The sequence below is a fragment of the Paenibacillus sp. WG02 genome, from assembly GCF_055396115.1.
In genome coordinates this window covers 6,480,506-6,495,972 of sequence record NZ_AP036016.1, presented here as the reverse complement: position 1 = coordinate 6,495,972, position 15,467 = coordinate 6,480,506, and the positions used below count along the sequence as shown (strand labels likewise).

The window sequence follows — 15,467 nt, the reverse complement described above, 5'->3', positions numbered from 1 at the left end:
TGGTTTATAGTCGTGCAGCAAATTAAAAAGCTCGCTCCCCTCATATTTTGAAAAGGGGGGCGAGCTTTTTCTTGAGTGAGTTACCATCTGCTCCCTTGCGGGGCCGGGCAACGGGCAGCCGTTAGTTTGGCTTTAATGGCCATGAGACAACCGCAAAAGCGGCATGTTGTTCCGAATTGATAGTCTTTGCAGCCCTTGCAAATCGCGATACGACGATCATACTCCTCTTCCGTAGTCAGCTTAAGATTACGTACTTTGAGCGTTTCGCCAAAAAGCTTGGCGATTTCTTCAGGCGTCACATGTACCGTTGCGGAACAACCTTTGCATGCAGGCATAGCTTCCATTTCGTTATTCTGGCTCTCCATATCGGATAAGCTCCCTAAGAAAGACGAAGCGTGACAACGGATTTGGCAGGAAGTGTAACGATGAGCTGATCATTTTCAAACCTGTAGTTGGTGAAATTCGTTAGTTTTACCGTTTCAGGTTCATCGAAGGTGTTATGTGATTGAATGTTGTCTGAGGTTAGAATACGACCCGTGACAGATCTCACCGTACGTCCGCGAACATCACAGTTTACTTCAAGATGCTCCGAATGGTGCAGATTACAAAGCGAAATATGTAATTGGTTAGCCGTATCTAAGGAGGCGGATACGCTGAGTTGATCGATTCTTTTACCATCCATCTCATAAGATGGGCTTTCTGCATGAGTGCTAATAAGGCTAGCACCTTGATGAACCTTGTACATATCAAAGACATGATAAGTAGGTGTAAGAAGCATGTCGGCGCCTTCGGTTAATATGACAGATTGCAGGACATTCACGACCTGAGCAATGTTTGCCATGCGAACACGATCACTATGCTTATGGAAAATGTTCAAATTAATTCCGGCGACGAGCGCATCACGCATCGTATTCTGTTGATATAAGAAGCCAGGATTCGTTCCAGGCTCTACATTGAACCATGTTCCCCATTCATCGACAATGAGGGCAACTCGTTTCTCAGGATCATATTTGGTCATAATGGTATCATGGCGTGTAATGAGTTCGTCCATAAATAAGGTTTTCTCAAGGGTTTGGAACCATTCTAGTTCCCCAAAGTCTGTTGCGGAGCCTTTATCCTTCCAATTCCCAGTAGGAAGGGTATAGTAATGAAGACTTAAACCATCCATATATTTGGCGGCTTCTCTCATTAATACTTCCGTCCAATTGTAGTCGGCACTATTTGCACCGCAAGCGATTTTGAAAATACGGTTATCCCCATAATTTCGCACGTAACACGCATATCTGCGGTAAAGATCAGCGTAATATTCCGGACGCATGTCACCGCCGCAGCCCCAGTTCTCATTCCCTACGCCAAAATAGGTAAGCTTCCACGGTTTTTCACGACCATTCTCCTGACGCCAGTTCGCCATGGGTGACTCGCCATCAAAGGTCATGTACTCAACCCATTCGGACATTTCAGCAACGGTACCGCTTCCAACATTTCCGCTGATGTAAGGCTCCGCTTCAATTAGCTCGCATAATCGCAAGAATTCATGTGTCCCGAAATGGTTGTTTTCCAAGACACCGCCCCAGTGCGTATTAATCATCCGCTTACGTTTCTCAGCTGGACCTACGCCATCTTTCCAGTGATATTCATCGGCAAAACACCCGCCCGGCCAACGCAAAACAGGAATTTGCAGTTTTTTCAAAGCTTCGATCACATCGTTTCGCATACCTTCCGTGTTCGGAATCGGAGAATCCAGACCAACCCAGATCCCTTCATAAATACAACGTCCCAGGTGTTCAGAGAAATGACCATAAATATTACGATCGATCGTGCCTTTCGGTGAATCCGCGTTTATTATGAGCTTGGCCATAGTAGGTATCTACTCCCTTAATAGTTTGATATTGGCAACCGACTCACGACTAACGTAAGCAGCCGAAAGTACGATTTGTTCCTTAGAATCAGTCTGATTGGAAATGTTTCGATGAATCGCTGAAAGCAGGACTTCCTCAACTAAATGCTTAGCATCTAAACTAAAAGTCGTAAGTCGTGGAGAAATTTGAGCAGCGAGTGGAATATCATCGCATCCGATAACGGAAACATCCGCTGGCACCTGATAACCATTTTCGCGTAAGCCTTGAATGAATCCAGCAGCCATCCAATCGTTGACGGCAAAAATGGCATCTGTAAGACCGACTGAAAGCAACGTGTCGGCTGCTCGCCGTCCGCCTTCCCAATTCATTTTCTCGGTAATGACCTGTACGTCGACACCTTGATGCTGGCAATACTCTAGAAAGCCTTGCTTTCTTAAGCGAGAAGAGTCGTATTTATCAGGTCCTCCAAGAAGTGTGAAAGTACGATGTCCACTGTCGTAAAGCGTTTTGGCGGCTTTGCTGCCGATGCGATAGTCATCAAAGTAAATTTGGATGATATCATCGCGATGCGCATAACGTTGAATGGAAAATAGCTGGCCGGATGCTGCCTTGAGCTCATCTAATGTCTCGTCATCGATCTGACCGATGATAACAAGCGGACTAGGAATAGAAGATTCCATAGGATGTTCAGGGTTAACCATAGAGATCTTAATGGCTTGTTTGGCAGCCAAGTTGGTGATCTCAACAAGGAAATTCGTATAGAAGGGGTCATTTCCTTTAATATCCCGAGAGCACAATACATACAACGTTTCTAAGAGGATAGAAGGGACAATATAAGTTCCTTTGCCGCGCAGTTGAACCAATAGGCCCTCGTTAACGAGAGTTTTAATCGCAGCACGTACGCTAACTCGGCTAGCATCAAAGCTTTCGGCCAAATCACGCTCAGAAGGAATCTTAACAAGTTGATCAGTTTGTAAGGATTGAATCTGATGGCGCAGCTGTTCGATCAGTTTTTCTTTGACAAGCGGAGATTTTTCCATGCAAAATGACCACCATTCAATACCAAATTCGAAACTATTTAATACCAATAAGATACCACTTGGGACGGAGTTAGTCCATCATTATTTTGTTGGTTGTGTGATTTTTCAGGTTGTGGTGCAAAGCTCTAATTCATGATAACGTAATTGAAAATGAAGTCATGGGATGGAGCAACTTAGTATGGAAACCAAATTGGATTTATTTAAATGGAAGCAATATGAATCAGCAATCATCTTACTAACCGTGAGATGGTATCTAAAATATAGTTTAAGCTACCGAGACATTGTAGAAATGATGAGTGAGCGGGGTTTAAAGATATCCCATACAACGATCATGAGATGGGTCCATGAGTTTGGGCCCGAAATAGATAAACGAATCCGAAGCTATTTGAAACCCTCAAACGATTCGTGGCGTGCGGACGAAACCTACATCAAAGTAAAAGGTCAATGGAAGTATTTATATCGGGCAGATGATTCTATGGGGAAAACGATTGATTTCATGTTATTTGAAAATCGTGATATTTCGGCAGCTAGGTTTGAAATATTCGGTGCAGGATAAAAGCCGACTTGCCGTATGTATTTGATCAATTTTATCGCGTAGACCCATCGAGAAATCGGGAAATTGCCGGCACCGGACTCGGATTATCCATCGCCAAGCAGTTCGTACATATGTATAAGGGGAATTGAGTATTCAGAGTGAGGATAATAAAGGGACAACGGTAAGCATACGATTCCCCTTAACCGCGGCGTCAGACGCATAGCAAAAGCCCCTCATCAGAGGGGCTTTCTTAAAAGACCTATAGGATAGCCCCTTCAGAAGATGTCGCAATGTTAACTCTTAATCGCGCCCATCATCATCCCTTTAACAAAATACTTCTGAAGGAATGGATAGACGAGAACGATCGGCAACGTAGCAACCATGGTGACAGCCATACGAATACTTTCGCTTGATACCGGAACGCGTGTAGAGCTTTGAGCGAGCTGTTGAGCGTCGGACATCATACCTGTGGTTTGGAATTGATTCAATATTTTTACCAAGACGGCTGGTAATGTCTTTAACTCTGGCTTGTAGGTATAAATATAGGAGTCATACCATGAGTTCCAGTGCCCAATGGCCAGGAATAAACCAATTGTTGCTAGAACAGGAACACAGAGCGGAAGGATCATGCGAAAGTAAATTTGCAGTTCATTCGCGCCATCCATTTTGGCAGACTCTTCAATTTCGACCGGCAGTTGCTCGATAAAGGTACGGACAAGAATCATCAAAAATACGCCGATTAAACCTGGGAATATGAACACCCAGAACGAATCAATTAATCCAAGTGATTTGATAACCATGTAAGTAGGGATCAGTCCACCGCCGAAATACATCGTGAGTACGAAGAAGAACGAGAAGAATTTCCAACCTAGCAGATGACGCTTACTGAGTGTGTAAGCAAGCATGGAAATGCAGAAGATGGATATTGCTGTCCCGATCACAGTACGTAGTACGGTGACGCGAATGGCGCTCCAAATTTCCGGATTTCGGAAAATCGTAACATAGCTCTGAAAGGTGACCTCTCTTGGCCAGAAAAATAAACCTCCGCGCAGCGAGTCGGTCGCATCGTTCAAAGAGATAACGAGAATATTCCAAAATGGATAAAAGGTAACGAAAAATATAAAGGTTAGAAAGACATATAAGGAAATGTCGAATAGGCGTTCAGCCATACTTTTTTTGCTTTTCATGCTTGTCCCTCCAAGTAGACTAGAATAGTGACTGGCCGTTTACTTTTTTAGCAATGAAATTCACGATAATTACAATGATGAAGGCAACGACAGAACTAAACATTCCCACTGCAGATGCATAAGAGAACATGCCGTTTTGAATACCATAACGGAACGAGTAGGTAGACAATACATCGGAGTAGTCTTTCGTAAGTTCATTTCCTAATAAAAAGTGTTGATCAAAACCGGCATTCAATATCCCGCCAAGTGCTAGAATAAGCAGAATGACAATGGTTGGTTTCAAGTGAGGCAACGTAATATAACGAATTTGCTTAAATCGATTGGCACCGTCAACTTTTGCAGCTTCATATAACTCAGGATTGATCGAGGAAATCGCCGCCAAGTACATAATCGAGCTATATCCCATGTCTTTCCACGTATTTCCTAAGGCTACGATCCACCAGAAGTACCTGCCATTTTGCAAGAACAGTATGCTTTCATTCGAAATGTGGAAAAACTTGAGCAAACCGTTGATTGCTCCGTCTGAAGATAAAAGTGTTACAATGATGTTCGCTGCGATAACCCAGGAAATAAAGTAAGGCAAGTACGAAGCGGTCTGCACCGTCTTCTTAAAGCTGACGCTCTTAATTTCATTAATTGCGATAGCGATAATAATGGGCATGGGGAATGAGAATAATATCGTAATTAGCGTTGAAGCCAACGTATTACGCATAATTTGCAGAAAATCACCGTTCGTAAAGAAATAATTGAACCAATATAATCCAACAAATTTACTATGGAATAAAGTGGACCAAAATCCGCCGAGACTGGGCTGGAAATTGACAAAAGCCATGTACAAACCAATCATTGGCGTATAAGCGAACAAAACAGCCCAAATTAATGCAGGCAGCATCATGAGGAAAAGGTATCTTTGCGCTTTAAATATGGACCAAATTCTACGTCGAGGAATCTTGAGTTCTCTTCCTTCGTGTACATTCATGTTAGTTTGCATTCGTGACACCTCTCAGTTCTTGTTATATCTAAAATTATAAAACCTGCAAAAAAGTGAGTCGATATGATAATGTACCGAATCATGCTTGAAAATAACTTTCATTTTAAAAGGGGATTCAGAAACGATATATTAGATTGGTATAATAAGTTGTAAGCACATCGACAAGGGGTGGAACATCATGTACAGCATTTTTCTAGTTGACGACGAGGAAATTGAATTAGAAATGATGCGAGATATCATTCGCTGGAACGAGATGGGAATCTATGTTGCGGGCACAGCCGTCAATGGCAAGGACGCCATCGAAAAAATACAAGTGATTCAACCGGATATCATTCTCACCGATGTCCAAATGCCAATAATGAATGGAATAGAGCTAGCGAAGCTTGTAAACGAACAATTTGACTGGATGAAAATTGTCTTTCTCACGGGACATGATGAGTTTGCCTATGTGAAATCTGCGCTAAACGTAGGGGCAGTAGGCTATTTATTGAAACCGCTTGATCTCGAAGAGATTGTTATCGTCATGGATAAAGTGAAAGAGAAGTGCGAAGAAGTACACCTCAAGAACACATCGATCCAAGTCACGAAGGCCCATATTATTAAAGAATTAATGTATGAAAAAAGTAAGGAAAGAAAAGATAATTTAGTAAACAGCTTCTACCGATTGGAACGAAGAATAGCGCCGACATCTTTCACGCTCGTGCTTTGTAGTATCGATGACGATCACTTGCAGGAACTTGAAATTTTTATTGATGATGCCATCATTCAGCTAAGTGCTTTTACGGATCAATTCTGTAAAGAGAGCAGCATTCATGGGACCTATATATCGCTCAAAGAGGGCGAATTGGCAATTCTTATTGATGCTGAGCAGCGTAATATCGATAGAGATCTATGGGACAGTTTGCTACAAGCCATTCAACAAACACTACCTTTCACGGTAACGATTGCGGTAAGTGAAAGGTACGATGAGCTTATCAACATCTATTCGTTATATGAACATACCAAAAAGGTTCAAAGTGAACAGTTTTATTCGGGCTATGGGAATGTCATATATGCTAGCGATATTCAGGTGAATTTCGATAGTGATCAAATCCCGCCATTCTCGGAAGGCGAACTATTTGAAGCGGTTAAGGAGCTTCATGAAGATCAGATCGTTCCTATTCTACATGAATATTTCTTAAGGTTAGTTCGTCTGCGAATCCGTAAAAAGTATATTTATGATTGGGCCATTGATCTAATCGATCGATTAAATGAGCAAATACGTACTCAGAACGCAGATGCGAATGCGGGAACCAGAACGGATTTATATCATTCCATTTATGATTGCAAGACGATCCAGGAAATTGAGGAAGCTGTTACGCAAACGTTAAAGCATACCATCGATTCGTTGAAAGATCGGTTTACGGATAAAAATTTGAAGTTGGTGCATCAGGTGAGTTCGATCATTCAAAATACGTATCATGAACAAATAACAATTACAAGCTTATCGAGCCAAGTGTATTTATCTCCGAATTATATGCGTTCGATATTTAAAGAAAAGACAGGTACGACTATTCACGATTACTTAACAAAGATTCGATTGGAAAAAGCAAAGGAAATGCTTAGTGACCCTTCTCTCAAGGTTCAAGATATCGCCCAAAAGGTCGGCTATGAAAGCACCTCGTACTTTATTTCGTTATTTCTAAAGAGCCAAGGAGTTACCCCCAATGAATATCGAAAGAACTTATGAGAAGTTACGATTCTGGAGAAATTTGAACAGCAAAATGGGGTTAATCTCTAACTTGCGGTTAAGGAATAAGTTCTTCTTTATTTTCCTATTGATTTCAATAATCCCGTTTTCGCTGTTGATTTATTATTCTTACACTTCGACCAGAGATCAAATTACAGAGCAGACTTATTCCAATCTAAGCGCAACATTGAATCAAATTAATGCGAATATCGAGAATCGGCTGGATTACTATCATCAGCTTTCGAATCTGTTATATATGGATTCCCAGCTTCGAAATTATTTATTGAATAACTATGAACGAGCTTTTTATTATTTAGATGCTTTTGAATATATTAACCGAACATTTTCCGAAATGATGACGCTTAATTCTAATGTAAAGGGGATTACGATATTCACGGATAATAAAACGCTGTATTCGGACAGTGTTTTTATTAAGTACATGGAAGAACTGCCGAATGATATTAAATTAAAGGCTATTCAAGCTGCAGGAGATACGATTTACACGCAAACGAATGAACAGCATACAGGTGACCATTCCATCACGCTTGCCAGGTCGTTGAGTTATATTAGTCTGACGCATCCCTATGGTATATTAACCATCAATATCAGCAACGAAGAATTGTATTCATTGATGGATAAGGAAAATAATAATAAAAGCGTGTATATCATTGATTCGTATGGGAGTATCCTTACATCTTCAGATAAAGGCATGATTTCTAAATCTCTGTATGACAGCTTCCCTATCCAAAATAAAATGGTATCCTCGTCCGGCAAGTTCGACAGCCTGATCCATGGAGAAAAGAGATTCTTTACGTACAAGCAATTAAGCAACGGCTGGAAGATCGTCATTACCGTAGCTTATAGCGAATTGCTTGCCAATACGAATAAGGCTACAACGCGGTTGATTTGGATTTCAGTCATCGCGTTCGCTGCTTCAATTCTACTCATTTATTTAACCACGAAGGTCATTACCAAAAGAATTGAGCAGCTTCTGCTTCAAATTCGCAAGGTAGAACGCGGTGACTTCCAAGTATCCGTTCAGTTCATGGGACACGATGAAATTGGTCAGCTCTCGTTCGCATTCAATAAGATGGCTTCCAAGATTCAAGAATTAATTGATGATGTCTATGTGAAAGAGATCTCGACTAAAGAAGCGGAATTGACGACGCTACAAGCACAGATCAATCCTCATTTCTTGTATAATACGTTGGCCTCTATCTCTTCTTTAGCGCTGAAGGAAGGAGGCACACAGGTGTATCAAATGGTCAACCATTTGGCAAAATATTACCGTGTTTCACTGAATAAAGGGAAGCGTATCATACTTGTAGATCAGGAAATCAATCTTGTAAAAAATTATATTTCCATTCAGGAGATTCGGTTCAGAGGCATGTTACACATGCATTATGATTTGGATGAAGCGTTGTTTAAATACACCACGATAAAGTTAATTCTTCAACCGTTTATCGAGAACTGTATTAATCACGCGATTTGTCATGAATCGGGGATTAATATTATCGTAAAGTTGAAGTCAGATGAGAATGACATCCTGTTCCAGATCATTGATGATGGGATAGGCATGTCATTGGGAAGTTTAGAAACGGCATTTCATAAGGCTAATAATCTTTCGGGATACGGCATCAAAAATGTAGATGATCGAATCAAGCTTACGTATGGGGAGCAATATGGCGTAGTGGTGTTCAGTCGGCTAGGGATCGGTACGTCGGTCAGCGTACGCATTCCCAAAAGATATGATTGAAGTGAAATATGAAAGACGCTTTCCATTATGAATAGTAACATTGCGATATAGATAAACTGGTCAAAGCTTCTTATACTAAATTTAGATCACAGCACAAACATCATTGCTAACTTTAGAAAGGGGCAAATGTATGAAGAAGTTAAATGTAGTATTGACGGCAGCAGTAGTGCTAACCATGCTTGCAGGATGTGGAGAGAAGACGGCTTTAAATGGGAACCAACCATCACCAGGAAGTACAACTAAGGCGTCAACGAATGATAAATCTCCAATTCAGTTGAAATGGTTCGACAAAAACACAGGAGATCCATTTACGAATCCAGTTGCTAAAGCGATCACGGAAAAGACAGGCGTCACGGTTGAAATTCAACAACCGACAGGCAATCCGCTTGAGAAATTAAACTTGATGCTGGCAAGTAATGATTTGCCTGACGTACTCATGCTGGATCGTGGAAGCGATATCATGAACAAATATATTGCGACAAGCGCTATTATACCTTTGAATGATCTCATCGATAAGTATGGTCCGAACATCAAGAAAATGTACGGAGACACATTGAAAAAGACGAGAAGCGAGGATGGAAAGAACTACTACTTGGCGAATTGGTATGGGTTAGAGAAGTACCCTGTATTCGGATTCCTGATGCGAATGGACATCATGAAAGAATTGGGTGTTGGCGACAAAGTGAATAATGGCAAGCCATTTACATCGCAGGAGTTCGAAGACCTGCTCGTTAAATTTAAAGAGAAGTATCCAACGATTGACGGTAAACCTTCCATTCCGATGACACTGAACGGAGAAGACATTGGTAGTGTTCAATGGACATTCAAAGGGATGTTCGGCATGAAGCCTTATTATGAAGTGAATGGTGAATTGAAAAAAGATATTCGCGATCCTCGTTATCTGGACATGATGAAGTTTATCAATTCGTTATATACCAAAGGGCTGATCGACAAAGAATGGGCAACACTTAAAACAAAACAATACGAGCAGAAAATTGCTGCGGGTAATGTATTTGCAACAGCGAATGCGTCCTGGAATGTTGGCGCTCCGAATACATTGCTCAAAGCGGATGCGAAAGAAGGAACGAACAAAGACGAAAGACAATTATATCAATATAAAGTATTAGCTCCCGGTGTTAATGCGGATCAAACAACATACGGACCAAAGAAGCTCATTAGGTTGGGATGGCGTTGCGATCTCCAAAACGAACAAGGATCCTGTTAGAACGATTAAAATGTTGGACTTCTTGGCAAGCGAAGAAGGACAGTATTTGTTGATGTGGGGTATTGAAGGTAAAGACTGGGATATGAAAAATGGCAAACACGTGCCTCGTCAAGAAGTACTCGACGCATTCACGAAAGATTGGAATGAAGCATCCAAAAGCACAGGAATTCGTAAATGGACTTGGGCAATCAAAAATGGTCCGGGTTCGGACGGAACGCCGTATGACTTAATAGGTCGATATAAAACAGATCCTACAACAGATTTAGCGATTAAGAATCTGGCAGATACCTCCTATGACACTGCGCCTTACGATAGCTTAGGACCTGCTGGAGGAACACCGGAAGCGATCATGGATCAAAGAGTAAACGAAACCATTAAAAAATATTATTTGAAAATGGCATTGGCTCCTTCGGGGCAAGAAGTAACCGATTTGTACAATCAAATGATAAAAGAAGCAGAAGCAGCAGGTCTGTCCAAGCTGGAGCAAGTGTACAACGACAACTATAAAAAACGTATGGAATTGTGGAAATAAAGTCTAACAAGCAGGTGATTATAATGGCAATTCAGGTTAACGAACAACATAGAATCTTTGCGATCCAAATGAAAAAAACGTCCTATATATTTGGATTAAATGAAAAAGGGAGTTTGCAGCATTTATATTGGGGAGCTTCGGTTGATGTAGAAGATTGCATTTCATTGCTAGGTTCCCGGTCTCATAGCTCCTTCGATGCAGAAGTAGAGCGGGAAGTGGAAGAGTATAGCTTCTGGGGCGGACTTGTCTATACGGAGCCTTCGCTCAAAGTTACATGGCACGATGGCGTACGCGATCTCTGTATGAATTACGCAGGTCATCAAATCACGGAGCAAGATGGAAATGAAGCGCTCATTATTACCCTGAAGGATGAGGTATATCCTTTAGAAACGCATTTATCTTATATGGTTATCCCTGAGTTTGACTTGGTGGTACGCTCCGCGAAAATCGTAAATACAGGCACGCATGACGTCATCTTGGAGAACGTGCAATCGGCAGCGTGGTCGATCCCTCATTTGCAAGATTATCGGTTGACGCATGTAACAGGGAAGTGGTCGGGGGAATTCCAGCTTCGTGACACCGTGCTATCCCAAGGTAAGCATGTGATCGAATCCAGAAGAGGATTCACGGATGGACATGCGAATCCATGGTTCGCGATCGATAACGGTCAGGCAACCGAAGAGAACGGGAATGTATGGTTCGGCGCCCTGGCATGGAGCGGTAACTGGAAGATCACAGTCGAGAAGACGGTATTCAATCAAGTGAAAGTAACCGGCGGGATCAATGATTTTGATAGTGAATGGACGCTAGGAGCTGGCGAAAGCTTTGAAACGCCTACGTTTGTTGGAGGCTGCACAGCAAGTGGTTTTGGTGAAATGAGCCGTCATCTTCATCAATATCAATACGATTATGTCATTCCTAGTCAAGAATCAAGAAAAGTCCTTTATAACTCTTGGGAAGCGACCTATTTCGATGTGAATGCCAAGGATCAAATGGCGTTAGCGGAGAGAGCGGCAAAGTTAGGCGTGGAGCTCTTCGTTGTCGATGATGGTTGGTTCGGGCAACGAAACCATGACCGTGCAGGTCTAGGTGACTGGTTCGTGAACAAGGAGAAATTCCCGAATGGGTTAAATGAATTAATTCATAAAGTTCATGATCTTGGCATGGAATTCGGGATTTGGGTGGAGCCGGAATCGGTCAATCCGGACAGTGATTTGTATCGTGAGCATCCAGACTGGGTCTACCACTTCCCTACACGCGGACGTACGGAATTACGTAATCAACTGCTGTTGAATATCTCCAAACCGGAAGTGAAGAGCTATATTCTTGAATTCATGACTGATCTCTTATCGAAGCATGACATTACATTTATTAAATGGGATATGAACCGAACCATTACACAGCCGGGGATGAAGGATCATCCCTTGAATCGACAGAAGGAAATTTGGATCCGGCATGTTCAAACCATATATGAAATATGGGCTGAACTTCGGGAACGATTCCCGCATGTTGCATTTGAAACCTGCGCGGGCGGCGGTTCACGGATTGACTTGGGCATTCTTCGTTATGCAGATCAGTCGTGGCCGAGCGATAATACGGACGCATTCGACCGTTTAAGTATTCAAGAAGGATTCTCTTACGTCTATGCGCCGAAGATGATGACCTGTTGGGTAACCGAAGCCATCAGCGGGATGAACAAGCGCGTAACCTCCTTGCAATACCGGTTCCATAGTGCAATGATGGGGACGCTCGGTATCGGTTCTAATTTGAATGAGTGGAGCGACGAATGGATTGAGGAGTCTGCAGGCTTCGTCCAACAGTACAAAGAAATCCGTCCATTGGTACAATACGGTCTGCAATACCGTCTAGATGCGCTGAAGAAACAAGGGGTTACGGCCGTACAGTATGTAAATAAGCAGTCATCCGAGACGGTGTTATTCGCCTTCCTTCACTCGCAACGACTGGGTGAACCGCTACCTCGTCTTCGCTTGCAAGGACTATACCCCGATAAGACGTATGTGATCCAGCAACTTCCGGGAGAATGGACAGGCAAGGCACTAATGAACATTGGGATAGAACTGCCATTACGTGGCGATTTTGATAGTCTGATGTACCGCATTCAAGAAAAAGCATAAGAGAGCAAGTAGAAACGCCTCCAGTGTCTTTTCAAGAACGGGAACAAGGGGAAGTCACCCCTTCCGAGTATTACGATACTCGGAAGGAGACTTCCCCATTATTTTTTTGAAGATTCGTAAGAAATAGTAAGGATCCTGAAAACCGAGTCGAATGCTAATTTCTTTGATGCTTTGCTCGATGGTTGGCTGTACGCACCAGGATTACAGGGATTATCACGAAATGCGTAAGATACGTCACTTCCCGATATAGATCGGAAGATCGTTGTATAGAAAACGCTTTATTTAGTCTTTTATAATGGTAGCAAGCTGTGAATACAGGCAGATTTTGCAGCTTAAGATGCAATGAACAGGAGGCAAAAGTATGAACGTGAACAATGAAAATAGGGTGAGCATGAAAGTGGAGTCTAAGTCACTTATTTGCGTGGATAATGGTCTGGTGCACATCGAAATGGATCTGGAAAAAGGCGAGTATTCTTGTGCGTGGCAAGGTTTGCTTATATTGAAAGAAGTACGCAGCGCCTTTCGCTGGAACGGTCGGGAATATCATACGGGAGCTTATGAACGCCATGTCATGAATGAACAACCTGAGGAAATTGAGGATGGTTTCGGTAAAGGCGTGCATGTGGTTATTCTACACGAATCGTCCAGCCTTCCCAATCTGGAGCAGCACTTTTATATGTACGAGGATGCATCTTACTTTTTGACCAAAGTCGTTGTGATCCATGAGGAAGAAACAAAGTTAAACCGAATTGCAGTTATGAAGACGAATGTATTGTCATTTGACAATGGAACCGCACCGGAGGATGAGCTTCAAGTGCTGCGGGTTCCTTATGATAATGACAAATGGGTGCGTTATGTCGCGCAACCATTGCCGCTTGAAACCGAAAGCTATGAAGTTACCGCCTTGTATCAGCCCGGTAAGCGGCACGGGTTCATCTTGGGCTCCATCACGCATGATGTATGGAAAACAGGCATTCGGATCAAAGGCGAGCAAGCTGGAAAACTGGATGAGATCGAATTGTATGGCGGGGCAACGGGCGTAATGACGCGCGATTCACAACCGCATGGCTATGTGTTGGGTTCACGTATCGAATCTCCGCTTGTTTTTGCAGGATTCTATGAAGATTACCGGGAGGGGCTTGAGACGTATGGATGGGCCAACACCCGCATAGCCGCTTCGCTGAACTGGGATGGCGGCGCTCCGTTTGGCTGGAACAGTTGGTCTGCAGCAATGAGCGAGTTGGATTATGACTTGTATATCTCGACTAGCGATTTCTTGAAACAGGAAGTGCAATCGCTAGGTTTTCAGAACGAGGATACTCTTTATATCAATTTTGACGCCTTCTGGGACAAGTTGACGGCTGAAGAAATGGAAGATGCATTGAACAGAGTCCGGCAGAACGGCCACAAACCTGGCACGTACTGGACCCCATTCGCTTTCTGGGGGAGTCCTGCACAGTTCAGTCAAACTGTCGAAGGAACGAATGGCAAGTACACGTACAGCGACATTCTGCTCCGGGATGCTGACGGGGAGATCCTGCCGGATATTGCCGGAGGGCTAGCGATCGATCCGACGCATCCCGGAACGCTTGAGAGAATCGATTGGTTCACGAGCAAAATTATCTCGGAAGGCTTCGAATACATCAAGTTGGATTTTATGGCGCATGGTGCGCTTGAAGGAAGACACCACGATCCGAAGATTACGACGGGTATTGCCGCTTACAACTACGGTCTGTCCTATTTGACGAATAAGCTATCTCCGGAAGAGGCGGGAAGAAGGGTGTTTATCAACTTGTCCATCGCACCGTTGTTTCCTTATGCGTATGCCCACAGCCGTAGAATTTCCTGCGATGTGTTCGGGACGATAAAGGATACAGAATATTTGTTGAATTCACTGACGCACGGATGGTGGATGAACGATACCTTGTACCGATTTAATGATCCGGACCATTCTGTGCTGTATAAGAGCTTCAATCAGGAATCGACGACCCGGCATGAAGGGCGAAGCCGCCTGACGGCTTCCGTTATTGCGGGGACTGTGCTATTGCTGGGAGATGATTTTCGCAATGAGGAAGCGGCTTGGCGAGCCAAATCCTGGCTTCAAAATCAGGAAGTCATGGATATTGCGCGTTTGGGGAGAACTTTTAGGCCTGTCGAGGGGAACTTTGGCGACAAGGCTTCTGATACTTTCATCCTGTACAGTGCGGACCAGGACCATTCCGTTTATCTCGCTGTTTTTAATTTCGATGGGGAACAGTCTGCTAGGAAATCGATTTCTCTGGAACGGGCGGGGCTCGATCCTAGTCAACGATACACCGTATCCGATTTGTGGGAAAGCACGAGAAGCGAGGTTCAGGAGGAGCTTACGGTAGATTTGCAACCTGCGGAATCCAAGATTTTCAAGCTGAGCAGAACATAATGTTTCATGTTCAGCAAGCGTTAAAGAAACAAGGCGAATCCGAAAAAATTTCTGAAAAT

At 43.0% G+C, this 15,467-nt stretch carries 10 protein-coding genes and 3 pseudogenes; 7 read left to right on the top strand and 6 right to left on the bottom strand.

Features of this window, described 5'->3' with window-relative positions; genetic code table 11:
* Window positions 1-80: 80 nt before the first annotated feature.
* From ACBP55_RS29470 to ACBP55_RS29460, 3 genes are read right to left on the bottom strand one after another with little or no spacing between them, the layout of a single operon-like run.
* Complete coding sequence (locus ACBP55_RS29470) at window positions 81-365, bottom strand: DUF6171 family protein (protein WP_464646720.1); 285 nt, start codon at window positions 363-365, stop codon at window positions 81-83.
* 14 nt (window positions 366-379) lie between these two features.
* Entirely contained in the window at window positions 380-1,858 is a 1,479-nt protein-coding gene (locus ACBP55_RS29465; RefSeq protein WP_464646718.1) for an alpha-N-arabinofuranosidase, read from the bottom strand.
* A 9-nt stretch (window positions 1,859-1,867) separates the two neighbouring features.
* On the bottom strand, window positions 1,868-2,899 hold the full coding sequence (locus tag ACBP55_RS29460; protein ID WP_464646716.1) for a GntR family transcriptional regulator: 1,032 nt from the start codon (window positions 2,897-2,899) through the stop codon (window positions 1,868-1,870).
* Between the two features lie 178 nt (window positions 2,900-3,077).
* Here ACBP55_RS29460 and ACBP55_RS29455 point away from each other — a divergent pair.
* Window positions 3,078-3,431 (top strand): annotated as a pseudogene (locus ACBP55_RS29455) (IS6 family transposase); the annotation flags it as partial.
* 32 nt (window positions 3,432-3,463) lie between these two features.
* Window positions 3,464-3,583, top strand: coding sequence for a hypothetical protein (locus tag ACBP55_RS29450; protein ID WP_464646714.1), 120 nt, complete (start codon window positions 3,464-3,466; stop codon window positions 3,581-3,583).
* 144 nt (window positions 3,584-3,727) lie between these two features.
* Here ACBP55_RS29450 and ACBP55_RS29445 read toward each other — a convergent pair whose 3' ends face one another.
* Both ACBP55_RS29445 and ACBP55_RS29440 read right to left on the bottom strand, forming a co-directional pair.
* Window positions 3,728-4,621 carry a carbohydrate ABC transporter permease gene (locus ACBP55_RS29445; protein ID WP_464646712.1) on the bottom strand — a complete coding sequence of 298 codons (894 nt, stop codon included), beginning with the start codon at window positions 4,619-4,621 and terminating at the stop codon, window positions 3,728-3,730.
* 19 nt (window positions 4,622-4,640) lie between these two features.
* Window positions 4,641-5,612, bottom strand: a complete 972-nt coding sequence (locus ACBP55_RS29440; protein WP_464646710.1) for an ABC transporter permease — start codon at window positions 5,610-5,612, stop codon at window positions 4,641-4,643.
* A 178-nt stretch (window positions 5,613-5,790) separates the two neighbouring features.
* Here ACBP55_RS29440 and ACBP55_RS29435 point away from each other — a divergent pair, with 178 nt between their 5' ends.
* From ACBP55_RS29435 to ACBP55_RS29420, 4 genes and pseudogenes are all read left to right on the top strand, one after another.
* On the top strand, window positions 5,791-7,341 hold the full coding sequence (locus tag ACBP55_RS29435; RefSeq protein ID WP_464646708.1) for a response regulator transcription factor: 1,551 nt from the start codon (window positions 5,791-5,793) through the stop codon (window positions 7,339-7,341).
* Window positions 7,319-9,097 carry a cache domain-containing sensor histidine kinase gene (locus ACBP55_RS29430; RefSeq protein WP_464646706.1) on the top strand — a complete coding sequence of 593 codons (1,779 nt, stop codon included), beginning with the start codon at window positions 7,319-7,321 and terminating at the stop codon, window positions 9,095-9,097. The genes ACBP55_RS29435 and ACBP55_RS29430 overlap by 23 nt, the downstream gene beginning before the upstream one ends.
* A 130-nt stretch (window positions 9,098-9,227) precedes the next feature.
* Window positions 9,228-10,854: pseudogene (locus ACBP55_RS29425) on the top strand (ABC transporter substrate-binding protein).
* Between the two features lie 23 nt (window positions 10,855-10,877).
* Entirely contained in the window at window positions 10,878-12,989 is a 2,112-nt protein-coding gene (locus ACBP55_RS29420; RefSeq protein WP_464646705.1) for an alpha-galactosidase, read from the top strand.
* 54 nt (window positions 12,990-13,043) lie between these two features.
* Here ACBP55_RS29420 and ACBP55_RS29415 read toward each other — a convergent pair.
* Window positions 13,044-13,163 (bottom strand): annotated as a pseudogene (locus tag ACBP55_RS29415) (helix-turn-helix domain-containing protein); the annotation flags it as partial.
* Between the two features lie 187 nt (window positions 13,164-13,350).
* Here ACBP55_RS29415 and ACBP55_RS29410 point away from each other — a divergent pair.
* A complete protein-coding gene (locus tag ACBP55_RS29410) occupies window positions 13,351-15,408 on the top strand; it encodes an alpha-galactosidase (protein WP_464646704.1) in 2,058 nt (685 codons plus the stop codon).
* Window positions 15,409-15,467: the final 59 nt, after the last annotated feature.

Excerpts from the sequence above, each read along its gene's own strand:
- ACBP55_RS29460 (WP_464646716.1), bottom strand. The coding sequence starts at position 2,899 with ATGGAAAAATCTCCGCTTGTCAAAGAAAAACTGATCGAACAGCTGCGC.
- ACBP55_RS29440 (WP_464646710.1), bottom strand. The coding sequence starts at position 5,612 with ATGCAAACTAACATGAATGTACACGAAGGAAGAGAACTCAAGATTCCT.
- ACBP55_RS29445 (WP_464646712.1), bottom strand. The coding sequence starts at position 4,621 with ATGAAAAGCAAAAAAAGTATGGCTGAACGCCTATTCGACATTTCCTTA.
- ACBP55_RS29430 (WP_464646706.1), top strand. The coding sequence starts at position 7,319 with ATGAATATCGAAAGAACTTATGAGAAGTTACGATTCTGGAGAAATTTG.
- ACBP55_RS29420 (WP_464646705.1), top strand. The coding sequence starts at position 10,878 with ATGGCAATTCAGGTTAACGAACAACATAGAATCTTTGCGATCCAAATG.
- ACBP55_RS29435 (WP_464646708.1), top strand. The coding sequence starts at position 5,791 with ATGTACAGCATTTTTCTAGTTGACGACGAGGAAATTGAATTAGAAATG.
- ACBP55_RS29410 (WP_464646704.1), top strand. The coding sequence starts at position 13,351 with ATGAACGTGAACAATGAAAATAGGGTGAGCATGAAAGTGGAGTCTAAG.
- ACBP55_RS29470 (WP_464646720.1), bottom strand. The coding sequence starts at position 365 with ATGGAGAGCCAGAATAACGAAATGGAAGCTATGCCTGCATGCAAAGGT.
- ACBP55_RS29465 (WP_464646718.1), bottom strand. The coding sequence starts at position 1,858 with ATGGCCAAGCTCATAATAAACGCGGATTCACCGAAAGGCACGATCGAT.